This is a genomic window from Rugamonas rivuli, assembly GCF_009380165.1.
Lineage (GTDB): Bacteria > Pseudomonadota > Gammaproteobacteria > Burkholderiales > Burkholderiaceae_D > Rugamonas > Rugamonas rivuli.
In genome coordinates, this window is record NZ_WHUF01000005.1 from 175,779 (window position 1) to 199,155 (window position 23,377).

Below are 23,377 nucleotides of genomic sequence, written 5' to 3' on the forward strand. Positions count from 1 at the left end.
ATCTATTCTACAGCAACCGGGTCCAGACTACGCCATAAGTACCAGGTGGCGACGGTGCGCCAGGGTTCCCAGTTGGCCGAAACCTCGCGCGCATCGCTGCGGGAGACGGGTTCGCCGGAAAAATAATTCTGGCTGATGCCCTGGATCAGGCCGGGGTCATCGAGCGGCAGAACATTCGGTCGCAACAGATTAAATATCAAAAACATCTCGGCTGTCCAGCGGCCGATGCCGCGGATCTGCACCAGTTCGGCGATGACGGCTTCGTCATCCATCTGGTCCCACTGGCTGGTGTGGACGCGCTTGTTCTTGAAGTGGTCGGCCAGGTCGAGGATGTATTCGGTCTTGCGCTTGGACAGGCCGCAGGCCGCCAATTGCTCGGCGCCGGCCTTGATGATCTGCGCCGGCGTGCATTTCGGGCTGACCAGCAGCAGCTTTTTCCAGGCGACGTCGGCCGCCTTGGTGGTCACTTGCTGGCCGACGATGGAACGCGCCAAGGTGGTAAACGGGTCGTCATGGCCGACCAGGTGCAGGTCGCCAAATTGCGGGATCAGCTTTTTCATGATGCGGTCCCGCTTCATGAGCTCGATCTTGGCCTCTTCCCAGTACGGCGGCACGGCCGATACCGGGCCGCCTGCGCCCTCGTTATCCTTGGCGCTGACCATTATGCGCGGCGCCAGTTGGTCGTGCCGTCAGGCTTGTCTTCGAGGATGATGCCGGCCGCCAGCAGATCGGCGCGGATCTTGTCCGATTCGGCGAAGTTACGCGCCTTCTTGGCTTCGATGCGCTGGGCGATCCGGGCCGCGATGGCGGCGTCGCCATCGGTGTCGGTCTCGCCGACGGCGGCCTGGCGGAACTCCTGCGGCGTGCGGGCCAGCAGGCCGATGACGCCGGCCAGGGCCTTCAGCTGGCGCGCGACCGCCGGCGATTTCGACTTGTTGAGCTCGCTCACCAGGTCGAACAGCACGGCCAGCGCGACCGGCGTGTTGAAGTCGTCGTCCATCGCTTCGGCGAAGCGCACGGCATGCGGCTCTTGCCAGTCCAGCGCCAGGCCGTCGCCTTCCACGCCGTCCAGCGCGGTGTACAGGCGGGTCAGCGCGACGCGGGCGTCGTCCAGGTGGGCGTCCGAATAGTTCAGCGGGCTGCGGTAGTGGGCGCGCAGGATGAAGAAGCGCACCACTTCGGCGTCGTACTTCTTCAGCACGTCGCGGATGGTGAAGAAGTTGCCCAGCGATTTGGACATCTTCTCGTTATCCACGCGCACGAAGCCGTTGTGTACCCAGTAGTTGACCATGGTGCGGCCGAACGCGCCTTCCGACTGCGCGATCTCGTTTTCGTGGTGCGGGAACTGCAGGTCGGCGCCGCCGCCGTGGATGTCGAAGTGTTCGCCCAGCAGCGCGGAGCACATGGCGGAGCACTCGATGTGCCAGCCCGGACGGCCCTTGCCCCACTTGGAATCCCACTTGACCTCGTCCGGCTCGGACTCTTTCGAGGCCTTCCACAGCACGAAGTCCAGCGGATCGCGCTTGCCGGTGTTGACGTCGACGCGCTCGCCGGCGCGCAGGTCGTCGAGCGACTTGCCCGACAGGCGGCCGTAGTTCGGGAAGTTGCGCACGGCGTAGTTGACGTCGCCGTCGCTGCCCTGGTAGGCCAGGTCCTTGCTCTCCAGCGTTTCGATCAGCGCCAGCATCTGCGGCACGTATTCGGTGGCGCGCGGCACCAGCGTGGCCGGCAGGATGCCCAGCGCGCCAGTGTCTTCGTCCATGTATTGCGTGAAACGGGTGGTCAGCTGCGAGATGGTCTCGCCGTTCTCGACCGCGCGCTTGATGATCTTGTCGTCGATGTCGGTGATGTTGCGGGCGTAGGTGACTTCATAGCCGGAGGCCAGCAGCCAGCGGTACATGACGTCGAACGCCATCATCATGCGGGCGTGGCCGATGTGGCAGTAGTCGTAGATGGTCATGCCGCAGACGTACATGCGGACTTTGCCGGCTTCGATGGGAACGAATGTCTGCTTGTCACGCGCCAGCGTGTTGTAAATCTTTAAATTGCTCATCGGGCTCTTGCGTATTCTCTTGTAAGCGCGCGTCGGGGTCGCAGGCAATACGAGAACCGGGCGCGGCACAGTTGGGGCGCACCTGGTTCATTGCATCACGTTGGGGACCGGCTGACACTCGGTAGTTATTCTTTCCACCTTCTAAGGGGTAGAATGAACAAGTATAGCATTGATAAAAACAGCATAGACCCAATCTGTCTTAGGATTTTTGGCAAGTCTGACTATTCCCACTGATAAAACCTATATGAGGAAGCAACAATGCACCAAACTCAGCCATCGCTGTTCGCCAAACTGATGACCATGTTTGCCGGCGTCGCCCTGTCCGGCGCCGCGCTGGCAGCCGCACCTGCCGCACCCGCCGCCAACAATGCCACGCCGCAGGTCGAGATCAAGACCTCGATGGGCGATATCGTCGTCGAGCTCAACCACGAAAAAGCCCCCAAATCGGTCGACAACTTCCTGACCTATGTGAAGGCAGGCTTCTACAAGGGCACCATCTTCCACCGCGTGATCGACGGCTTCATGATCCAGGGCGGCGGCTTCGACGAAAAGCTCAAGCAAAAGAAAACCAACCCGCCGGTGCCTATCGAATCGCAGAACGGCCTGACCAACAACACCTACACGCTGGCCATGGCCCGCACCGGCGATCCTAACTCCGCCACCTCGCAATTCTTCATCAACGTGTCCGACAACGACGCCCTGAACTACCCGGGCCGCGACGGCTTCGGCTACACGGTGTTCGGCAAAGTGATCAAGGGCCAGGAAGTGGTCGACAAGATCAAGGGCGTGCTGGTCGACGACAAAGGCAGCTTCCAGAATATCCCGGTGATCCCGGTCGTGATCAAGTCGGCGACGATTTTGAAGACCCCGATCCAGCCAAAACTGTAAAATAGCGGCCTGCCGTTTTCTTTAACTACCTCAGGACATAAAAATGACCAACGTAATCATCACCACCAACATGGGCAACATGACCGTCGAACTGAACGACGAGAAAGCGCCGAAATCGGTCGCCAACTTCCTGAAATACATGGAAGCCGGCCACTACTCGAACACCATCTTCCACCGCGTGATCGACGGTTTCATGGTCCAGGGCGGCGGTTTCGAGCCAGGCATGAAGCAGAAGCCAGCCGACGACACCGTCGAAAACGAAGCCAAGAACGGCCTGAAAAACGAGCCATACACGCTGGCCATGGCCCGCACCTCGGCACCGCACTCGGCATCGGCCCAGTTCTTCATCAACGTCAAGAACAACTCCTTCCTGGACTACCCAGGCCAGGACGGCTGGGGCTACGCCGTGTTCGGTAAAGTCATCGAAGGCACCGACGTGGTCGACGCAATGAAAAAAGTCAAAACCACCCGCAGCGGCATGTTCGCCGACGTGCCGGCAGAAGACATCATCATCGAGAAGATCGAACTGGCTGCTTAATTAATGAGCGATGCCAACATGCGCGCCGGCCAGGCCTGCGCGCTGTTTATCTCCGATCTGCATTTGCAGCCCGCGCATCCCGCCACCAGCGAGGCGTTCTTCGACTTCCTGGAGCGGCATGCGCGGCGCGCGCAACAACTGTATCTGCTCGGCGACCTGTTTGAATACTGGGCCGGCGACGACGATATCAGCGATCCCCTGCACCAACAGATCATCGCCGCGCTGCGCCGCGTCAGCGATGCGGGCGTGGCCGTCTACTGGATCGCCGGTAATCGCGATTTCCTGGTCGGTCCGCAGTTCGCCGCCGCAGCAGGCTTGACGCTGCTGCCGGAAACCTTCGTCACCGATATCGCAGGCCAGCGTGTGGTGGTGCTGCACGGCGACGCCCAGTGCACCGAAGACATCAAGTACATGGAATTCCGCGCCATGGTGCGGCAGCCCGCGTGGCAGCAGCAGTTCGTGGCGATGCCGCTGGCGCAGCGCAAGGCCATCATCGCCGGCATGCGCGAGAACAGCCGCAAGGACCAGGGCGACAAATCCTACGAGATCATGGACGTGACGCCACAAGCCATCCGCGACGTGTTCGCCGCCACCGGCGCCGACGTCATGATCCACGGCCACACCCACCGCCCCGCGCTGCACCATGTGGACGGCAAGCGCCGCTACGTGCTGCCGGACTGGGAACCGGAAGCGACGCCGCCGCGCGGCGGCTGGATCGCCATCGACGGCCACGGCGCCATCACGCGCCACGACCTCGGCGGCAACGTCATTCCAGCGTAAGCGCCACGCCGTCTGTTGGCGGCGCGGCGTCGATCGGCGTCACGCAGTAGGCCGAGATCGACGGCAATTCACGCATGCGCCGCACCAGCTCGGGCCAGGGCTGCGCCCACACCTGCGGGTACAACTGCTCGCCCTCATTCGCCACCGGGAAGGCCAGGTTCTCCGCGCCCGGCGTGAACTCGCACTGCACCGTGGCCTTGTTGCCGCGCGCATCGCAGCGGTACCATCCGCCCTCTTCCAGCCACAATGCCACCAGGCCGTGCGTGCAGAACGGCGAACCGGCGTCGCGCAAAGTCAGGCGCTGATAGCAGAAGCCGGACGGAATGCCGTTGGCGCGCAACAACGCCACGAGCAGATGGCTTTTCGCCGTGCACAGGCCGGTGCCCTTCGCCAGCGCGTCGGACGCATCGACGCTGACCTCGTCGCGTTTGAAATCGATGCTGTGCTCGATCTGGTCGCGCACCCATTCGAAGCAGCGCTGCGCGGTCGCGCGCGGCGTGGCGGCGGCCAGCGAGCGCGCCAGCCGCTGCACTTCCGGGTGATGAAAATCGACGGCGTCGCAGGCGGCGACAAAGGCGGACGGCAAGGTGCTCATGGGTCTCCTGTTTATCAAACGTACAAGATTTTCCCACAGTTCTCACGCCGGCGCAGCGGATGGTCCTATAATTGGCCCATGACGATACGCGCCCTGTTCTTTCGCAGCCTGCCCTTTGCCGCCACAGCCATGTTGAGCGCCAGCGGCTGGTGCGCGCCGCCGCTGACCGTGGCCTGGCGCGACAAGCCGCCCTACCACTACACCGAACAGGGCGAAGCCAAAGGCTTCCTGCTGGAGCGCGTGAAGAACATCTTCAGCGTGGCCGGCGTTCCCGTGCAGTTCGTCAACGAGCCGCAGAAGCGGATCTGGGCCAACTTCACGCATGGCGCCACCAACTACTGCTCGATCAGCTGGTACCGCCTGCCGGAGCGCGAGGCCGTGGCGCAATACACCTCGCCCATCCATGAAGACTTGCCGCATACGGTGCTGATCTCGCAGGCCGCCGTGCAGCGCGTGAAGGCGCATCCGACCCTGAGCTCGCTGCTGGACGATCCCAGCCTGACGCTGGGCGTGGTGGAAGGCGTGTCCTACGGGCCGGCGCTGGACCAGATGATCAAGGACAGCAAGAACCAGATCATGAGCCGCACGGTGGAAACCACGCTGATGATGCGCATGCTGACGGTGGGCCGCGCCTCGTTCATGTTCGTCGACCGCGAGGACTGGGAATATTTCCGCGCACGCGAGAAGACGCTGCACGTGGCGGTGCGCCACGATTTCCCCGACATGCCGCCGGGGATGAAACGCCACATCCTGTGCAGCAAGGACGTGCCGGCCGAGACCATGGCCAAGCTCAACCAGGCCATCGCCGCGACCGGGGGCACGAACAACCCCGGCCACAGCGTCAAGCCGAAATAGTCAGGGCTGGTTTTCCTGCTGCGTCGGCTGAATGCCGAAGAACACTTGCTGCACAAAGGCGACCACGTCGCTGCGCGCCTGCGTCGCCGCGGCGGTGTTGCGGCCCACATGCACGCCGTATTTGGTGCACTTGCGGTAGAACTCAGGCAGCGCCGCAGGATCGAGAATGCCGCCGGTCAGCTCCGAATAGATGGTCCAGCTGTCGATCTCCCAGCGCACCACGCCGCAGGGTATGGTGGTCGGCGCATTGGGCAGGAATTTGACGCCATAGGTCGCGTCAAAGGAATGGTAGGCATGGTCATATTTGATGGTACGGATCTGGGCGCCGGCCCCCTCGTACAGCGACGCCAGCCGTTCGCACGAGGCCACGCCGGTGTAGTCGTCGATGCCGCCGACCAGGTTGAGTATCGGCGCACCGGTAATCTGGTGCGACCAGTAGATCTGGTTGCAGCCGCTGTACAGCGGAATGTGCAGCGCGAATTTAAGGTCGGACTTGATCACCGCATGCCGCAGCGGTTCGATGGCGGTGCGGAACGCCACTTCGCCGCCGCGCGAGAAGCCCATGACACCGATGCGCTCGGCGTCGATGCGCGGATCGGCGGCCAGCACTTGCAGCGCCTGCAGGCCATCCATCAGGTTGGCGGCGGGCGACAGCAAGGTCTGGTTCACGACGGTGCTGGTGATGCCGCGCGGCTCGAAGCTGCTGACGACGAAGCTGGCCACGCCGATGCGGTTCAGCGCTGCCACCCACATCTGCGTGTTGGATTCGATGCCGCCGCTGCCGTGCATGATCACCATGGCCGGCACTTTTTCCTTTTTTTGCGGCACGGTCAGGTAGCCCCAGACCGGTTGCGGCGCCCAGTTCTGGCGCCGTTCGCGCGCCAGATCGTACATCGTCGGCGGCGTATAGCTGTCGAAGTTGACCCGCTCGGTTCCCCGGCGGTCCGTCGTCTGGTCTTGCGCCTGGGCGACAGGCATGGCGAAGACCAGCACCGATAGCCACCAACTTGCGAGGATTGCTTTACGCTTCATCTGCCACTCCGATGTCGTTAAACCATGCTTGATTTTATGACACTTCGAGGCAATTGTCTTTTTTTTATGTTTAGCGCTTCACCGCCGTCATCGCGGCGTTCAGGCGGCGTATCAATTCCTGGTTCATGTCGCGCGTGTGGCGGGTCCAGCGTTCCATGGTGCGCTGCAGTTCGGCGTGCAGCTGGCCGGCGCGCGCCGCGTCGCCGCTGCCGGCGGCCCAGATCGCAAACTCGGCCTGCACGGCAAAGCTGTTGTAGCGGCCGAGGGCGAATTCAAACTCGGCCTTCGCCTCGTCCTGGCGGCCGGCTGCGGCCAGCGCCTGGGCCAGCAGCAGCGACACTTGCTCGCCGCGGAAGTTGGCGTCGCTGGCGCGGATAGTCTGCAGGTGCGCCACCGCCGCCGCCGCGCGGCCGCTGGCCAGCGTGGCGCGCGCCGCGCCGTAGCGGATTTCCAGGTCGCCCGAGAACGGGCCTTGCAAGCAGGCTTCGTAAGTCGACGCCGCCTCATCGGCGTTGCCGGCCTCCAGCAGCGCCGTGGCCAGGCGCATCTGGTTTTGCGCGGTGGGCGTGTAGGCGTAGGCGTCGCGCGCTTCGCGCAGCTCGCGGCCCGGATCGAGGGTGCGGGCGGCCGCCGTCACCATCTTGCGGGCGCCGTGCTCCAGCCGGGAGTCCGGCAGGTAGACGGCGACGAAGTACACCACGCTGCCCAGCAGCGGGAAGGCAAACAAGATCATCAGCCAGTACATCTGCTGCCCGCTGCGGATCACGTGCACGGCGAAGAACAAGGCCACCAGCACGTGCAATCCAATTCCAAATATCGTCATGAAGCTTGCTCCAACATTTCGTCAATGTCGCGAATTGTAGAAGCTCTTGCCCTGCACTACAAGGAAAGTTGCAAATCCATTAAGCCGCCACAGGCTCGGCCGATTGCAGCCAGGCCGCCACACAGCGCGCCAGGCGGCCGACAAACACGCCGTTGAACAAGCCGAACATGCTGGTAACTGCCGCCATGAACGGCAGGCTGCTGCGGGTTTCCGGGTGCATGGCCGTCACCACCGCCACCGCGTATTTGGTCACGAAGATGGCGGCCATCAGCACCAGCGGCACCCAGCTGCCGCGCAGCAGCACGCTACCGGCGGCGCGGTTGACCTGAATGACCGTGGCGCGGCCCAGCGTCCAGGCCAGCGCCACGCCGGCCAGCAAGCCCAGCAGCCAGACACCCCAGACGCCGCCGCCCAGCACGCCATCCGCACGCGTGCCGGACAGCGACAACCACAGCATCACAGCCGGAATGATGAACAGCCTCTGCAGGCTGATCTCGCGGTCGCGGCTGGCCCACAGGCCGCGATAGAGCAGAAAGGCCAGCAAGGCCCAAACGTAGATGGGGGTGTGGCTGACAATCTGCTGCATCATGATCCGCTCCGCATGGCTGGTTAAGGTGACGCCACTATGCCCGGCGGCGCGACGGCGCGGGCCACGATGCGACGAAATGCCGCAAAACGGCGCGAAATGCAAGCGGAGCGCGCAAGATGCGGGCGATCAATAGCCCGACCGTTGTACGGCAATGTCTGGTTACAAAATATTTCTGGCGAGTCAAACGAACTCGGCATAAATTACTGCATAGCAATATCCGAGCCCCCAACGGAGAACCTCGCCATGACCCCAACACCGACCGCGGCCGCCGCCGCCCGCTTTCTGGCGCAAGCCTCGATGGGCGCCAGCCGCGCCGAAATCGCCAGAGTGCAAGCACTGGGCTACGCCGGCTGGATCGACGCCCAACTGGCCGCGCCCCGCTCCGGCACCCGCTGGGACTGGCTGATCGCCAAAGGCTTTAACGATGTCGCCAACCGCAATTCCGAAAACGGCTTCGACGCCTGCGCCTGGCGCAAGCTGATCAGCGCGCCGGACACGCTGCGCCAGCGCGTCACGCTGGCGCTGTCGGAAATCTGCGTGGTGGCGATCGACGGCCTGGTCGGCGCACCCTGGCGGTCGTTTTCGGCGGCGGCCTACCTGGACCTGCTGGAAGACTACGCTTTCGGCAACTACCGCGCGCTGCTCGGTGCGATCTCGACCAGCGCGCCGATGGGCCAGTACCTGACCTTCCGCGGCAACGTCAAGCAGAACCCCAGCACCGGCGCCCTGCCCGACGAAAACTATGCGCGCGAGCTGATGCAGCTGTTCAGCATCGGCCTGGTGCAGCTGAACGCCGACGGCACGCCGCAACTGCGCAACGGCGCCCCCAAGGAAACCTACGGCCTGGCCGACATCACCGGCCTGGCCCGCGTGCTCACCGGCTGGGACTTCGACATGGGCACCCAGACCAACGCCGTGCCGGACTTCCTGCGCCGGCCGATGACGCAGGTGCCCAAGCGGCACGAGACCGGCGCCTCCACTTTCCTCGGCAGCACGGTGGCGGCCGGCCTGTCCGGCGCCGACGCGCTGAAGGCGGCGCTGGACATCATCTACGCCCACGCCAACGTGGCGCCCTTCATCAGCCGCCAGCTGATCCAGAAACTCGTCACCAGCAATCCCTCGCCGGCCTACGTGGCGCGCATCGCCGCCGTCTTCAACAACGACGGCCGTGGCGTCAAGGGCAACCTGGCGGCGGTGGTCAAGGCGCTGCTGCTCGATCCCGAGGCGCGCGCCGACACCTACATCGGCCCCAACTACGGCAAGCTGCGCGAGCCGATGCTGCGCTTCATCGGCTGGGCGCGCGCGTACAGTGCAGCCTCGGCTTCGGACGCCTGGGCCATCGGCAACACCAGCGACGCGTCCAGCCGGTTGGGCCAGAGTCCGCTGCGCTCGCCGTCGGTATTCAACTTCTACCGCCCCGGCTACGTGCCGCCCAACAGCGCCGTGTCCAAGGCCGGGCTGGTGGCGCCGGAATTCCAGCTGACCAATGAAACCTCGGTGGTCGGCTACGTCAACTACATGCAGCGCGCGGTCAGCAAGGGCGTGGGCGATGTGCTGCCGGACTACGGCACGCTGTTGCCGCTGGCCGCCAACGGCCAGCAGCTGGTCGACGAAATCAACCTGGTGCTGGCCGCCGGCCAGCTGAGCAGCGCCACCGTGGGCCTGATACGCGGCGCCATCGACACCATGTCCGCCAAGACCGACGCCGCGCTGCGCAACCGCATCTACGCCGCACTGACCATGGTCATGGCCGCGCCGGAATACCTGGTCCAACAATAGGAGCCGCCATGACCACCAATACTTCCCGCCGCGCCTTCCTGCAGCGCGCCTCGATGCTGGCCATGAGCGGCGTGGCCGCGCCGCTGGCCGTCAACCTGGCGGCCATGGCCGAAGCCGCGGCCGCCAACGCCAGCGACTACAAGGCCATCGTCTGCGTGTTCCTGTACGGCGGCAACGACTACGCCAACACGCTGGTGCCGTACGACGCCGCCAGCTACAACGCCTACTATGCGCTGCGCTCCAAGCTGGCCTACCAGCAAAGCGCGCTGACGGGCACCCTGCTCAACACGGCGGCGCCTCCGGTCGACGTCAACGGCGTCGCCCACCAGTACGCGCTGGCGCCGGAACTGGCGCCGCTGCTGCCGATCTTTAACGCCGGCAAGATGGGCGTGCTGCTCAACGTCGGCACGCTGGTGCAGCCGACCACCAAGCAGCAATACCTGGCCAGGTCGGTGCCGCTGCCGTCCAAGCTGTTCTCGCACAACGACCAGCAATCGGAATGGCAATCGTCGATGCCGGAGGGCGCGACTTCGGGCTGGGGCGGCCGCATGGGCGACCTGTTCGAATCGGGCAACGGCAACGGCAACGCCACCTTCACCTGCATCAATGTGTCCGGCAACGCCGTGTTCCTGTCCGGGAAGCAGGCGGTGCAGTATCAGGTGTCGACCAAGGGTTCGGTGCCGTTCAGCGGTTTGCAGAGTCCGCTGTTCGGTTCGGCCAGTTGCAGCAGTGCGTTGCAGACGCTGCTCACCCAGCCGCATGGACACCCGATGCAATCCGACTATGCGCGCGTGACGCAGCGGGCGATCTCGGCCAACGACGTGCTGACCTCGGCGCTGGCCGGCGCCCCGGCGATCAACACGCCCTTCCCCGCCAACAGCAACCTCGGCGACCAGTTGAAGATGGTGGCGCGCATGATTTCCAGCGCCTCGGCGCTGGGCGCCAAGCGGCAAGTGTTCTTTGTGTCGATGGGCGGTTTCGATACGCACGACGGTTTGGTCAGCGTGCATCCGGGCCTGCTGAAAGGCGTGGCCGACGCCATGGCGGCGTTCTACCAGAGCACGGTGGAGCTGGGCGTGGCGAACCAGGTGACGGCCTTCACCGCATCCGATTTCGGCCGTACGCTGAGCGGCAACAACGACGGCTCGGATCACGGCTGGGGCAGCATGCACTTCATGCTGGGCGGCGCCGTCAAGGGCGGCCGCTACTACGGCAAGGCGCCGGTGGTGGCCAGCGACGGCCCGGACGATGTCGGCCAGGGCCGTTTGCTGCCGACCACCTCGATCGAGCAGTATGCGGCCACGCTGGGCAGCTGGCTGGGCGTGTCGAACACCGACCTGCTGGCCATGCTGCCCAACCTGACCAACTACAACGCCAGCGCGCGCAATCTCGGCTTCGTCTGAGCGGGCCGGATCCGCTGCATCGGCTTACTGCGCCGGCTGCAGGTTGGCGACCAGCGCGCCGGGCCGCGTGCTGATCCCGGTCAGCACGAACTGCACGCCGGCGTAGCGCAAGTCTTCCGGACGGAAAGTGTGCACCGGCACGTCCTTGAGCGTGTTCTCGCCCAGCAGATTGGCGACGCTGGCGATCTGGTTCTGCTTGCCCTCGTCCATGCCGTCCACCGTGAAACGGTCCATGTGCGCATCGCTGATGTAGATGGTGTTGCGCACGTTGTCCACCTTCAGCCGGCCCGACACCGCCATGCTGCCGTGCCACGACTGGCGTGCCAGCAGCGGCGACACGTTCACGTCCAGCGTCAGCGCGACGCGGTCGTTGTCGGCCAGGATGGCCAGCTGCGGATGGCTCAGCTCCACCTCGAAGATGCCCAGCACGCGGCGGTGCACGGGGAATTTGTGTTCCAGGTTCTGCTGCAAGCGCGCTTGCGGCAATTCCACCTGGCGCGGACCGATCAGCGTGGAACAGGCGGCCAGCGCAGTGGCCACCACAGCCGCCACCATCAGCGGCGCGGCATGGCGGGCATAGGATTTAAGATTCAACATGTCGTCTTTCGGAAGAGTGTGCAACGCTGGCATTATGACCCACCGCCGGCCTCAAATAAAAAACAACATGCCTGACGAAACGCTTGTTTTTTTTAATTACAGTGTTATAGTTCACTACAACACCACTCCATCAACACACACTAGGGGACCACATGTATGTCCACGATAGGCTGGAATGACAATGCGCCGATTTATCGGCAGCTCAAGGAAAAAGTGATCGGCATGATGCTCGACGGCCTGCTCAAACCGGGCGACGCCCTGCCTTCGGTACGGCAGGTGGCGGCGGATTATCAACTCAACCCGATTACCGTATCGCGCGCCTACCAGGAGCTGGTAGACGAGACACTCGTAGAAAAAAGAAGGGGACTAGGTATGTACGTAACTGACGGCGCCCGCGACAAACTGCTGGCCACTGAACGTGAACGCTTCCTGCGCGAAGAATGGCCGCTGATGCTGGAACGCATCCGCCGTCTGGGCCTGGAACTGGAAACCCTGCTCAAGTCCGCCGCCCCCGGAGGTGCGTCATGAGCGCCATCATCACCGCGACCAGGATCAGCAAGCAGTACGGCAAGCAGGCCGCGCTGAACGGCGCCAGCTTCACGGTCGAGGCAGGCCGCATTGTCGGCCTGATCGGCCCCAACGGTTCCGGCAAGACCACCACCCTCAAAGCCATCCTGGGCCTGACCCAGTTCGAAGGCGAGCTGTCGGTGATGGGCATGGACCCGCGCACCCAGCGCGAGGCCCTGATGAACGACGTCTGCTTCATCGCCGACGTCGCCATCCTGCCGAAGTGGCTGAAGGTCAAGGATGCGATCGACTTCGTCGAAGGCGTGCACCCGCGCTTCGACCGCAGCAAGGCCGAGAAATACCTGGCCAACACCAAGCTCAGCCCGGACATGAAGGTCAAAGCCATGTCCAAGGGCATGGTGGTGCAGCTGCACCTGGCGCTGGTGATGGCGATCGACGCCAAGCTGCTGGTGCTGGACGAGCCGACGCTGGGCCTGGACATCCTGTACCGCAAGCAGTTCTACCAGAACCTGCTGGAAGACTACTTCGACGAGAACAAGACCATCCTGATCACCACGCACCAGATCGAGGAAGTCGAGCACATCCTGACCGACCTGATGTTCATCCAGGATGGCCAGATCTCGCTGGCGGCGTCGATGGATGAAGTGGGCGAGCGCTTCACCGAGGTGATGGTCGAGCCGCAGTTCGTCGCCGCCGCCAACGCGCTCAAGCCGATGAGCCAGCGCACCGTGTTCGGCAAGCCCATCATGCTGTTCGATGGCGTGCCGCGCCTGCAACTGTCGACCTTCGGGGAATTGCGCACGCCCAGCGTTGCCGACCTGTTTGTCGCGACCATGAAAGGAACCTACGCATGAAAACGATGAAATGGCTGATCAAGCGCGAGCTGTGGGAGCACAAGGGCATGCTGTTCTGGGCGCCCATCGTCATCGCCGGCCTGGTCGCGGCCTTGGCGCTGACCGGCATCTTCCTGGGGCATAACGTCAACTTCAACGAAGAGGGCCAGGCGGTGCAGATCGGCACCGTCACCATCGAAGGCGCGATGCGCACCCGCATCGTCGAAACCGCGTCGCAGGCCTATATGTTGTCGGCGATGCCGGTGATGATGGTGCTGGGCTTGCTGGTGTTCTTCTACTGCCTGGGCGCGCTGCACGACGAACGCCGCGACCGCAGCCTGCTGTTCTGGAAATCGCTGCCGGTGTCGGACTTGACCACCGTGCTGTCCAAGGTCGTACTGGCGTTGGTGGTGGCACCACTGATCACGATGGCGATCGGCATCGTGCTGTCGCTGGTGATCCTGCTGGCCGGCTGCGTGGCGGTGCTGGCGCACGGCACCAACCTGTTCGGCGCATTGCTGGCCGCGCCGGACCTGTACCTGACGCCGCTGCGCCTGGTGGGACTGCTGCCGGTCTACATCCTGTGGGCCTTGCCGACGGTGGGCTGGCTGCTGATGGTGTCGAGCATGGCGCGCTCCAAGGTGTTCCTGTGGGCGGTGGGTACGCCGCTGGCGACGGCGCTGCTGCTGGTGTGGGCCGAGAAGGTGCTGCACTTCGGCTTCAACGCCAGCTGGTTCGTCACCCGCGTGGTCGACCGCATCCTGCTCGGCGTGATCCCTGGTTCGTGGCTGGTGTTCGACGCCGACAACGCCATGAATCACCATGACATGCAAAAGCTGGAGGTCCCGCAATCGATCTTCAACGCATCGTGGGGCACGCTGACCGGCGCCAGCGTATGGATAGGCGTGGCAGCCGGCGTGGCGATGATCGCCGCCGCCGTCTGGATGCGCCGCCGCCGCGAAGAAGGCTGAGCATGGCGAGCAAGCACTTCATGACCGCCGCGCTGCTGGCAGCCGCCGTGACGGCGCTGCCGGCCACGGCGGCCGAAACGGAAGGCTCGGAGCAGATGGTCGTCATCAACGGCACCCGCAGTCCGGAAATGCAGCCTTACCGCTACATGCTGTCCGGCCTGGACGCCTTTGACAGCCAGCACGCGCTGGCGCCGAATGCGCAGCAACTGCGCTTTCGCCTGCACACCAAAAGGAAGGCGCCCGCCGACGCGATGGACAATGTGGTGGTGCGCCTGTCCGGCAGCGAGACCGACATCGCGGTGCCGCTGGCGGCGGACCACAGTTTCACCCTGCCGCGCAACCGGGCGGCGGAGGACGACAACGCCGATGTGGTGCTGAACCGGAAGAAGAGCGACTACGGCTGGATGCCGGACGTGCGCAGCGCCGGCGTGCCGGCGGACATGCGGCGCCTGGGCGATATCCAGCTGGAGTGCCGGGTGCTGATGGCGATCGCGAAGAACTACATACCCTTCCTGGTACGCGCGATGATCAACACCGTCACGCTGACGACAGACTGGTGTTCGTACAAGGACTTCAACATGAACGTACGCAGCGACCGCCCCATCACCAGCGCCACGCTGGTCGACGGCGCCCGCAGGCTTGAGCTCAAGGTCGACGAGTATGGAAAAATGTACTCGGTGCCGCTGGCTGACAAAACCTACTCCAGCGACGCCTTGATCGAGTTCAGGTTCGAATAGAAGCCCGGCCTTATTCGAACTGCTTGCGGAATTCAGCGAACTGCGCCGTCAGGTCTTCGACCTGCTGGCGCAGTTGTTGTACTTCCTGCTCCAGCGCGGCGACGCGGCCGCCCTGCCCCGCCGGACTCACGACGCCACCCAGGCCGGCCGCGGTTTCTTCGCGGGCCAGCGCTTCTTCCCCGCCCAGCAGCTGGCCGTAGCGCGGTTCTTTCGTGCCGGGCGCCAGCGCCAGCTTCGACACCAGCGGCGGATATTTATCGATCAGAAACTGCAGCGCCTGCTCGACATCGCCGACGGTCTTGAATTCGTGCAGGCGTCCGCTGCGGGTGCGGATCTCGCCGGCGGTCTGCAGGCCGCGCAGCATCAGGATGCTCAGCACGGCCAGCTTGTCCTGCTCCAGCGACCACTTGATGCGCATGCGGTGCTCGTACTTGGTCACGCGCGCGCCCGCCTGCGTGATGCCGTTGACGTACTTGCGCTGCATCAGCCGCTGCAGCACCTCGGCCACCGTCTCTTCCGACAGCGCCATCACCGGGTCGCGGCTCGACAACTGATTACAGCCATTCACCAGCGCGTTCAGCGACAGCGGATAGTTATCCGGCGTCAGCGCTTCCTTTTCGGCCAGCACGGCCAGTACGCGGATTTCAAACGGGTCCAGCACTTCTGCGCCATCGGGCGACGATTCCATAGACATCATCCTTATTCAACGAGCTTGTTGAGTTGGTCGGAATTCAATTTATCACATTCGGGCACGCCCTGACACTGCAAGCCCGCCGCCTTCATCGTGGCGAGGATGCGTTCCATCTGCTCTTCCTGCTTGACGGCGTGGCTGATCAAGCCGTGCAAGGCCTTCGACAGCGGATCGTCGCCGTTCGGCGTAACGCCGTAGGCGCTGAACAGATTGGCCGTGGCGCTGGTCGCCGACGCCGGCTCCTTCTGCACGATGTGCGCGGGATTGCCGACCGCCGTCGCGCCCGCAGGCACGGGCTTCAGCAGCACGGCGTTGGAGCCGACCTTGGCGTACTCGCCCACCGTGAAGCCGCCCAGCACCTTGGCGCCGGCGCCGACGATGACGCCGCGCGCCAAGGTCGGATGGCGCTTGGCGCCGGTGTGCAGCGAGGTGCCGCCCAGGGTCACGCCCTGGTAGATGGTGCAGTCGTCGCCGACCTCGGCGGTCTCGCCGATCACCACGCCGAAGCCGTGGTCGATGAAGACCCGGCGGCCGATGGTGGCGGCCGGATGGATCTCGATGCCGGTGACGATGCGGGCCAGGTAAGAAATGAAGCGCCCCAGCCATTTCATGCGGCGCAGCCAGCACCAGTGCGCCCAGCGGTGCATGACGATGGCTTGCAAACCGGGGTAACAGGTCAGCACCTCCCAGGCGTTGCGGGCCGCAGGATCGCGTTCGATGATGCTGTTAATGTCTTGGCGCAGGCGATGGAACATGGGGTGGTCGGGATTGCAACTGAAACGCTAATGGTAGCGTATTCGGTCGGTGGTTGCTGGGAAGCGGCTTGCTTCGGGGGAGGCGGGAGTGTAACCCGGCGACCCTCGTATCAGGCCGCCGGTAGTGCATATCGCTTAAATGTCTTTGGCGATACGCTGGCGGCGTGCCTCGTACAGACAGACGCCGGATGCGACGGATACGTTCAAGCTCTCAACCGAACCGAACATCGGAATGCTGACCAGCATGTCGCAGGTCTCGCGGGTCAGGCGGCGCATGCCCTCGCCTTCCGAACCCATGACCAGCGCGGTCGGGCCGGTGAAGTCGGCTTCGTACAGGCCTTTCTCGCCGTCGTCGGAAGTGCCGATCAGCCAGATGTCGCGGTCCTTCAGGTCGCGCAGGGTGCGCGCCAGGTTGGTGACGGTGATGTAAGGCACGGTCTCGGCCGCGCCCGATGCGACCTTGGCGGCGGTGGCGTTCAAGCCCACGGCGCGGTCCTTAGGCACGATCACCGCGTGTGCGCCGACGCCGTCGGCCACGCGCAGGCAGGCGCCCAGGTTGTGCGGATCGGTGATGCCGTCCAGGACCAGCAGCAGCGGCGGGCCTTCGATGGCGTCCAGCAGTTCATCCAGGTTGCGCGCCAGCGCCAGCTGCGAGGCGAAGGCGATCACGCCCTGGTGGCGGCGGGTGCCGACGATCTTGTCGAGGCGGGCCGAATCGACCGGCATCACGCGCACGCCGGCAGCCTTGGCGTTGGCGATCAGGTCCTTCATGCGGCGGTCGTCGCGGCCGATGTCGACAAAAATCTCTTCCACGGACGATGCCTCATGGCGCAAGCGCGACGTGACAGCGTGGAAACCGAAAATCATTTTATTCTTACTCATTTATCGCTTCTTTTTACTTTTTGAGACAGTCTTCGCTGCTCGGGGTGCTACCGGGGCAGCCGCCCCGGCATTAGTCTTGCGGCCGCCCTTGGCCTTGGCTGCGGGCTTGGCGGTACTCTTCGCGGCGGCCGGCTTGCCGGCGGCAGGCTTGCCCGCCGGGCTCTTGGCGACAGCCTTGACCGGCTGCGCTTTCGGCACGGCCGGACCCGGCTTGATGTTGGTCTTGCGGTCCTTCGATTGCGCATCGGCCTTGTCGGCGCGCGGCGGCGGCGCGTCGGCGCCGGCCAGGCGCAGATCGATCTTGCGCGATTCCAGGTCCACGCGCACCACTTGCACGCTGACGTGGTCGGTCAGCTGGAACTTCTTGCCGGTGCGTTCGCCGCGCAGTTCGTGGCGGGCGTCGTCGTACTGGAAGTAGTCGGCGCCGAGGTCGGTGATGTGCACCAGGCCTTCAACGAACAGCTGGTCCAGCTGCACGAAGATGCCGAAGGTGGTCACGCCGGTGATGATGCCGGTGAATTCCTCGCCCAGCTTGTCCTGCATGAAGTAGCACTTCAGCCAGTTCTCGACATCGCGCGACGCTTCGTCGGCGCGGCGTTCGTTGGCCGAGCAGTGCACGCCCAGCGCGTCCCACACGGTCAGGTCGGCGGCTTTCTTTTCCTTGCCCTCTGCCTTGTCCTTGGCCTGCTGCTTGCGGGTGGCGTTCGAGACGTTGGTGTTCAGCACACTGGTGCTGGCCACTTTCGGCTCGTACTTTTTGCCGAGCAGGATGGCCTTGATGGCGCGGTGCGTCAGCAAGTCCGGATAGCGGCGGATCGGGCTGGTGAAGTGGGCATAGGCCTCGTACGCCAGGCCGAAGTGGCCGATGTTGTCGGGGCTGTAGACCGCCTGCTGCATCGAACGCAGCAGCATGGTTTGCAGCAGCGACGCGTCCGGACGCTGCTTGACCTGACGCATCAGCTCGGCGTAATCGCCGGCGGTCGGCTTGTCGCCGCCGTTCAGGCTCAGGTTCACCTGCTTGAGGAAGGTGCGGACCTGCTTGAGCTTTTCAGCAGTCGGGCTGGCGTGGATGCGGTAGGTGCCGGGATGCTTGTGGCGGATCAGCAGGTCGGCCGCGCAGACGTTGGCGGTCAACATGCATTCTTCGATCAGGCGGTGGGCGTCGTTGCGGGTGCGCGGGATGATCTTTTCGATCTTGCCGGACGGGTTGCAGACGATGTAGGTTTCGGTGGTTTCGAAATCGATCGCGCCGCGTTCGGTGCGCGCCTTCAGCAGCGCGTTGTACACCTCGTACAGGTTCAGCAGGTGCGGCACGATGCCTGGACGGCGCGCGGCTTCCGGTCCCTTGGTGTTGCCGAGGATGTCGGCCACTTCGGTGTAGGTCAGGCGCGCGGCCGAGTGGATCACGGCCGGATAGAACTGGTAAGCCTTGATCTCGCCCTTGGCGGTGATGACGGCGTCGCACACCAGCGTCAAACGGTCGACCGCAGGGTTCAACGAGCACAGGCCGTTGGACAGCTTTTCCGGCAGCATGGGGATCACGCGGCGCGGGAAGTAGACCGAGGTGCTGCGCTCCAGCGCGTCGGCGTCGAGCGCATCGTTCGGCTTGACGTAGTGGCTGACGTCGGCAATCGCGACGATCAAACGGTAGGCGTTGGTGCGGCCGATCTTGACCGGTTCGCAGTAAACCGCATCGTCGAAGTCGCGCGCGTCTTCGCCGTCGATGGTCACCAGCGGCACGTCGCGCAGGTCGACGCGGTCGGCCAGGTCGATATCGCGCACCACGTCCGGCAGCTTGTTGGCCTGCTTGAGCGCGGCGTCCGAGAACACATGCGGCACGCCGAACTTGCGCACGGCGATTTCGATTTCCATGCCGGGGTCGTCCAGCGAGCCGAGGATTTCAACGATCTTGCCGACCGGCTGCTTGAAGCGCATCGGTTGCTCGGTCAATTCGACGCTGACGATCTGGCCCGACTTGGCCTTGCCGATCGAGCCTTCGACCAGGATGTCCTGGGCGATGCGCTGGTCTTCGGGCGCCACGATCCAGGCGCCGTTTTCGTTCAGCAGGCGGCCGATGATGTGGGTGTTGGCGCGCGAGACCACCTCGACGATGGTGCCTTCCGGACGGCCGCGGCGGTCGACGCCGATGACCTTGGCGAGCACGCGGTCGCCATGCAGGACTTTCTGCATTTCCTTTTCGGGCAGGAACAGGTCTTCGCCCGGCTCATCCGGGATCACGAAACCGAAGCCGTCCTTGTGGCTGCTGACGCGGCCGGAGATGAAGCCGGTGTCGGTGGCCAGCGAGAAGTGGCCGGTGTCGTCGGAGACGATCTGGCCGTCGCGCTGCATGGCGTTCAGCCGGCGCGACAACACGGCCTGGGCCTCGGTCGCGACCTTCAGCGACTTCGACAGTGCGCGCAGATCGAGCGGCGCCTTGGCGCTGCGGAAGATGCCGAGAATTTCCTCCCGGCTGGGAATGGTATGGGTAGATTGGTTCAAAAGTATTTCTGTAGTTATTATTGACAGTGTTCAGAGGAAATCCGGCCTGGCAAAATCGTCAGGTGCATATATATGACACGACGACAGGCGTAGTGTACTTGGAAACGCCCTGATTGACTAATTTGCGGCCGTTTATGCGAATCCGAGCGGATTTTTTATGCTGGGGCATTTGACATCCCGCAAAATTCCTCTATAATCTTGGTCTCTCGCAGCGACAATGTTGAAAAACAGCGGCAAAGTGAGAATTGCTAGACAGGGTTGATGTGCAGTAAGGAGCGAAAGCTCATCTGGCGCGAAACCTTCCCCGTCGTTATAATAGCAGAGTTGTTTAGAAGCATCAGTGCCCACGTGGCGGAATTGGTAGACGCGCATGGTTCAGGTCCATGTGCCGCAAGGTGTGGGGGTTCGAGTCCCTCCGTGGGCACCACAAAATTCCGCAAAAAAGCCGCAGCGCCCCTCAAAAGGCCTGCGGCTTTTTTCATTACCTGCCGGCTTTTACAGCTTGGAGAGGAAGCGGCCGATCAGGTTGAATATCAGTTCCTCGTTCTTGCTGCCCTCATCTATCGGCAAATCCCACAGCGCGGCCGTGGCGATGGTTATGCGCAAATCTGGCACCAGCATGGCGAACTGCCCGCCGAAGCCATAAGCCGTAATCACCTGGTGGCCGCCCAGCATGCCGCGCCACCACAGATAACCGTAGCCGACATCGCTCATATCGCCTATCGGGCCGATATGCACGTGATTGGTGAAACTCTCGTTCAGCCACGCGGCCGGCACCACCGATTTGCCTTGCCACATGCCGCCGTCGAGCGCCATCCACGCCAGCTTCATCAGGTCGCGCGCCCGCAGTTGCAGGCCGAAGGAGCCGATGATCGCCCCGGTCCCATCGCGCTGCCAGGCCGCCTGGCGGATGCCGAGCGGCGCAAACAGGTTGCGCGTGGCGACCGCCAGCGTGTCCTCGCCATAAGCGCCCGCGACGATGGGCGACACCAGGTGCGAGACGGCGGAGTTGTAGTTCCAGTACGGCCCGTTCGGCCCCAGCGGCGCGATCGGCAAGCCCAGCGCCAGGCTGGCCAGGTCGGGCGCGTGCAGCAGCTCCTGCATGTGGACATCCTCATCCCAGGCCAGGCCGCTGCGCATGCGCAGCACCTGGGCCAGCGTGACGTTGCCGGCCACCGAGGTCGGCACCCTGGCCATCTCCCGGGGCAGCAACTCGGCCAGCGTGGAGGTGACGCCGGGTATTTTCCCGTCGCGTATCGCCTGCCCCGCCAGCAGGCTGCTGACTGTCTTGGTGGCCGAGCGGATGTGGCGCAGGTCGGAGGATTTGCCGTCGGCATAGTAGCGCTCGCCAATCATGCGGGCGTTGCGCACCACCAGCAGGCTGCGCAGCGATGGAATCTGCGCGCCCTCGGCCAGCAGGGTTTGCATCAGCGCCGCCGGCACGCCCTCGCCCTCCGGCGCGGCCCGGTTCCAGTCATCATCGATGATGGCCGAGAGGACCACGTTTTCCGGCCCGGCGCCACCGCCGGAACCACCGCCGCCGCAGGCGGTCAGCCAGGGGGCGGCCAGGCCCAACATCATCATGTCGCGTCGCGTAACCATGTCACCTCATCGTCGAAAGATAGTGACCGCCGCGTGCGGTGCATGCGGCGAGTCGATGAGTGATGTTAGGCCCGGGCCGCCGTCAGCGGGGAGTGCCGAAAGTCATGTGCGCGGCCTCATTGCAACGCCGTGCTCCATTCCAGCCGCAGATGGGCGCCGATCTCGCGCAGCAGTTCGCGCTCGTCGACCGGCTTGCTGAGGAAGGCGTTGGCGCCCACCTGCAGCGAACGGGCCTCCTCTTCCGGCGTCGAGCTGGCCGAGATGATCAGCACCGGCGTGTTGGCGGTGCGGGCGTCGGCGCGCAGGCGGCGCGTGGTTTCGATGCCGTCCATGTCCGGCATCACCATGTCCAGCAGCACCAGGTCCGGCACGCGCGCCTGCACCTGGCGCAGGGCGGCGACGCCGTTGTCGGCCTCCAGCATGCGGAAGTCCAGCGCGCCCAGCAGGTCGCGCAGCAGGGCGCGGTTGGTGGCGACGTCGTCCACCACCAAAATGGTTTTGCGCGGGCCCAGATAGCCGGTGGCCGTATGGCCGTCGCTGCTGACGGCGGCCGGCGCGGCCACCACCCGCATCGGCACGTCGAACCAGAAGCGGCTGCCCTGCCCCAGCCGGCTGTCCACCTTCAGCTCGCCGCCCATCAGCCGCACCAGCTGGCCGCTGATCGCCAGCCCGAGGCCGGTGCCGCCGGCGCGACGCGACGCCTCGCCCACCTGCTCGAACGGACGGAAGATGGTCTCGACATGGTCGTCCGCGATGCCGATGCCTTCGTCTTGCACTTCGAAGCGCAGCTGCGCCACATCGTCCGCATCGCCGGGCGCCGACGGCAGCGGCTGCACGCGCAGCCGCACCGTGCCGCGGTCGGTGAACTTGACGGCGTTGCCCAGCAAGTTCAGCAGCACCTGGCGCAGCCGGGTTTCATCGACGTCGATCGCCACCGGCAGGCCGGCCACCAGCTCCAGCTCGAAATGCAGCTGCTTCTGCTCGGCGCGCACGCGCATGATGTCGGCCACCACCGACAGCAGCTCGCCCAGCGCCACCGGCTTGGGATGGAACTCCATCTTGCCGGCCTCCACCCGCGACAGGTCGAGCACGTCGTTGATCAGCGCCAGCAAGTGCTGGCCGCCCTGCTGTATCGTGCTGACCCCGGTTTGCTGCGAGGCGCTCAAGCCCTTGTCGCGCTTGAGGATTTGCGTATAGCCGAGGATGGCGTTGAGCGGCGTGCGCAGCTCGTGGCTCATGGACGCCAGGAAGGCGCTCTTGGCGCGGTTGGCCACCTCGGCGCGCTCCATGGCGGCGCGCAAGTCCTGGTTGGCTTGCAGCAGTTCGGCGTTGACGGCTTCCAGCTGCGCCGGGCTGGGGATGCGCAGCGCCACCGGCACCAGCCGCACCAGCACGATGGCCGTCACCACCGAGGCGACGGCGGTGATCGCCTTCAGGATCACGGACAGCCAGTAGTCGGGGTGCCAGATCACCCAGATGTCGGCCAGGTGGGTGCCGCCGCAGGCCAGGATGAAGACGCCGAAGGCGATGAACATCCAGTCGAACGGCATGTCGCGGCGCTTGCGGATGAAGTACAACAGCGTGACCGGGATGGTCAGGTAGGCCAGTGCGATCAGCGCGTCGGAAATCACGCTCATCCACAGTATCGAGGGTATCCACAAAAAACAATGCCCGTGCGGCATGAAACCCTGGCTATCGAACCAACTGCTCAGCATGTCCATTGCCTGTCTCCGGTTGTTACGGGTGGCGGGGTAGCACACAGGAGCTTACGAAAGTGTGAGCAAACAAGCAAGCAGGAAAAATCTCCGGTGCGCTCCCGTGCGGCCGCATGCAATCTTTCTCAAAAATCAGCATTTCGCTCTTGACGCGGACACGCCGCTCCCCTATGATTCTGGCCTCTGTTGCAGCACACGCAGCGACGGAAAGCAGCAAAGCAGTACAGTGCCC

General features: G+C 64.3%; 23 protein-coding genes and 1 tRNA gene. 11 read left to right on the forward strand and 13 right to left on the reverse strand.

The features are described from left to right. Positions 1-2: 2 nt before the first annotated feature. Together GEV01_RS19450 and cysS are read right to left on the reverse strand one after the other, a co-directional pair. Positions 3-662 (reverse strand): DNA-3-methyladenine glycosylase family protein, encoded by a 660-nt coding sequence (locus GEV01_RS19450; RefSeq protein WP_152807234.1) that lies wholly within the window; start codon positions 660-662, stop codon positions 3-5. Next, a complete protein-coding gene (gene cysS / locus GEV01_RS19455) occupies positions 662-2,053 on the reverse strand; it encodes a cysteine--tRNA ligase (protein WP_152807235.1) in 1,392 nt (463 codons plus the stop codon). The genes GEV01_RS19450 and cysS overlap by 1 nt, the downstream gene beginning before the upstream one ends. Positions 2,054-2,311: 258 nt before the next feature. On the opposite strand from cysS, the gene GEV01_RS19460 reads away from it, so the two are divergent. Genes GEV01_RS19460 through GEV01_RS19470 form a run of 3 tightly spaced genes read left to right on the forward strand, consistent with a single transcriptional unit; the run spans position 2,312 to position 4,259 of the window. After that, positions 2,312-2,941: a peptidylprolyl isomerase gene (locus tag GEV01_RS19460; RefSeq protein ID WP_152807236.1), complete on the forward strand. Its 630-nt coding sequence runs from the start codon at positions 2,312-2,314 to the stop codon at positions 2,939-2,941. Between the two features lie 43 nt (positions 2,942-2,984). Continuing rightward, positions 2,985-3,479: a peptidylprolyl isomerase gene (locus tag GEV01_RS19465; RefSeq protein ID WP_070359172.1), complete on the forward strand. Its 495-nt coding sequence runs from the start codon at positions 2,985-2,987 to the stop codon at positions 3,477-3,479. Positions 3,480-3,482: 3 nt separating this feature from the next. Then, a complete protein-coding gene (locus GEV01_RS19470; RefSeq protein WP_235914449.1) occupies positions 3,483-4,259 on the forward strand; it encodes a UDP-2,3-diacylglucosamine diphosphatase in 777 nt (258 codons plus the stop codon). Here the strand turns inward: GEV01_RS19470 and GEV01_RS19475 are convergent. Beyond that, the gene (locus tag GEV01_RS19475; protein WP_152807237.1) at positions 4,246-4,854 is read right to left on the reverse strand and encodes a transglutaminase-like domain-containing protein; all 609 of its coding nucleotides are present in this window, start codon (positions 4,852-4,854) and stop codon (positions 4,246-4,248) included. The genes GEV01_RS19470 and GEV01_RS19475 overlap by 14 nt on opposite strands. Before the next feature lie 78 nt (positions 4,855-4,932). On the opposite strand from GEV01_RS19475, the gene GEV01_RS19480 reads away from it, so the two are divergent. Next, positions 4,933-5,709, forward strand: a complete 777-nt coding sequence (locus tag GEV01_RS19480) for a substrate-binding periplasmic protein (protein WP_152807238.1) — start codon at positions 4,933-4,935, stop codon at positions 5,707-5,709. On the opposite strand, the gene GEV01_RS19485 is transcribed toward GEV01_RS19480, so the two are convergent. The 3 genes from GEV01_RS19485 to GEV01_RS19495 all read right to left on the reverse strand — a co-directional run bounded on the left by GEV01_RS19485 (position 5,710) and on the right by GEV01_RS19495 (position 8,255). After that, positions 5,710-6,741: a dienelactone hydrolase family protein gene (locus GEV01_RS19485; RefSeq protein WP_152807239.1), complete on the reverse strand. Its 1,032-nt coding sequence runs from the start codon at positions 6,739-6,741 to the stop codon at positions 5,710-5,712. 70 nt (positions 6,742-6,811) lie between these two features. Next, complete coding sequence (locus GEV01_RS19490) at positions 6,812-7,564, reverse strand: tetratricopeptide repeat protein (protein WP_152807240.1); 753 nt, start codon at positions 7,562-7,564, stop codon at positions 6,812-6,814. Positions 7,565-7,643: 79 nt separating this feature from the next. After that, positions 7,644-8,255: a DUF6622 family protein gene (locus GEV01_RS19495; protein ID WP_328595560.1), complete on the reverse strand. Its 612-nt coding sequence runs from the start codon at positions 8,253-8,255 to the stop codon at positions 7,644-7,646. Positions 8,256-8,396: 141 nt separating this feature from the next. Between GEV01_RS19495 and GEV01_RS19500 the strand changes: the two genes are divergently transcribed. Beyond that, the gene (locus GEV01_RS19500; RefSeq protein WP_152807242.1) at positions 8,397-9,932 is read left to right on the forward strand and encodes a DUF1800 domain-containing protein; all 1,536 of its coding nucleotides are present in this window, start codon (positions 8,397-8,399) and stop codon (positions 9,930-9,932) included. A gap of 8 nt (positions 9,933-9,940) precedes the next feature. Continuing rightward, positions 9,941-11,335 (forward strand): DUF1501 domain-containing protein, encoded by a 1,395-nt coding sequence (locus tag GEV01_RS19505; RefSeq protein ID WP_152807243.1) that lies wholly within the window; start codon positions 9,941-9,943, stop codon positions 11,333-11,335. Between the two features lie 24 nt (positions 11,336-11,359). Here GEV01_RS19505 and GEV01_RS19510 read toward each other — a convergent pair whose 3' ends face one another. Continuing rightward, positions 11,360-11,932 (reverse strand): DUF1439 domain-containing protein, encoded by a 573-nt coding sequence (locus GEV01_RS19510; protein ID WP_235914450.1) that lies wholly within the window; start codon positions 11,930-11,932, stop codon positions 11,360-11,362. Positions 11,933-12,088: 156 nt separating this feature from the next. Between GEV01_RS19510 and GEV01_RS19515 the strand changes: the two genes are divergently transcribed. The 4 genes from GEV01_RS19515 to GEV01_RS19530 are packed head-to-tail and all read left to right on the forward strand — an operon-like array spanning position 12,089 to position 15,001. After that, positions 12,089-12,460, forward strand: a complete 372-nt coding sequence (locus GEV01_RS19515; protein ID WP_152807244.1) for a GntR family transcriptional regulator — start codon at positions 12,089-12,091, stop codon at positions 12,458-12,460. Next, entirely contained in the window at positions 12,457-13,314 is an 858-nt protein-coding gene (locus tag GEV01_RS19520) for an ABC transporter ATP-binding protein (RefSeq protein ID WP_152807245.1), read from the forward strand. Before GEV01_RS19515 ends, GEV01_RS19520 begins: the two co-directional genes overlap by 4 nt. Next, positions 13,311-14,264, forward strand: a complete 954-nt coding sequence (locus GEV01_RS19525; RefSeq protein WP_152807246.1) for a hypothetical protein — start codon at positions 13,311-13,313, stop codon at positions 14,262-14,264. The genes GEV01_RS19520 and GEV01_RS19525 overlap by 4 nt, the downstream gene beginning before the upstream one ends. A gap of 2 nt (positions 14,265-14,266) precedes the next feature. Further along, positions 14,267-15,001, forward strand: coding sequence for a hypothetical protein (locus tag GEV01_RS19530; protein ID WP_152807247.1), 735 nt, complete (start codon positions 14,267-14,269; stop codon positions 14,999-15,001). A 10-nt stretch (positions 15,002-15,011) separates the two neighbouring features. Here the strand turns inward: GEV01_RS19530 and GEV01_RS19535 are convergent, their stop codons facing one another. The 4 genes from GEV01_RS19535 to rnr form a co-directional block, all read right to left on the reverse strand. Further along, positions 15,012-15,689, reverse strand: a complete 678-nt coding sequence (locus GEV01_RS19535; protein ID WP_152807248.1) for a YceH family protein — start codon at positions 15,687-15,689, stop codon at positions 15,012-15,014. A gap of 11 nt (positions 15,690-15,700) precedes the next feature. Continuing rightward, complete coding sequence (cysE, locus tag GEV01_RS19540) at positions 15,701-16,447, reverse strand: serine O-acetyltransferase (protein WP_070359162.1); 747 nt, start codon at positions 16,445-16,447, stop codon at positions 15,701-15,703. A 135-nt stretch (positions 16,448-16,582) separates the two neighbouring features. Next, positions 16,583-17,329 (reverse strand): 23S rRNA (guanosine(2251)-2'-O)-methyltransferase RlmB, encoded by a 747-nt coding sequence (gene rlmB, locus GEV01_RS19545; RefSeq protein ID WP_116989836.1) that lies wholly within the window; start codon positions 17,327-17,329, stop codon positions 16,583-16,585. Next, a complete protein-coding gene (gene rnr, locus GEV01_RS19550; protein ID WP_152807249.1) occupies positions 17,330-19,828 on the reverse strand; it encodes a ribonuclease R in 2,499 nt (832 codons plus the stop codon). 342 nt (positions 19,829-20,170) lie between these two features. On the opposite strand from rnr, the gene GEV01_RS19555 reads away from it, so the two are divergent. Next, positions 20,171-20,255, forward strand: a tRNA-Leu gene (locus tag GEV01_RS19555). Positions 20,256-20,323: 68 nt separating this feature from the next. Here GEV01_RS19555 and GEV01_RS19560 read toward each other — a convergent pair. Next, positions 20,324-21,430, reverse strand: coding sequence for a serine hydrolase domain-containing protein (locus tag GEV01_RS19560; protein ID WP_152807250.1), 1,107 nt, complete (start codon positions 21,428-21,430; stop codon positions 20,324-20,326). A 116-nt stretch (positions 21,431-21,546) separates the two neighbouring features. Further along, complete coding sequence (locus tag GEV01_RS19565; protein ID WP_175023145.1) at positions 21,547-23,145, reverse strand: ATP-binding protein; 1,599 nt, start codon at positions 23,143-23,145, stop codon at positions 21,547-21,549. Between the last annotated feature and the right edge of the window lie 232 nt (positions 23,146-23,377).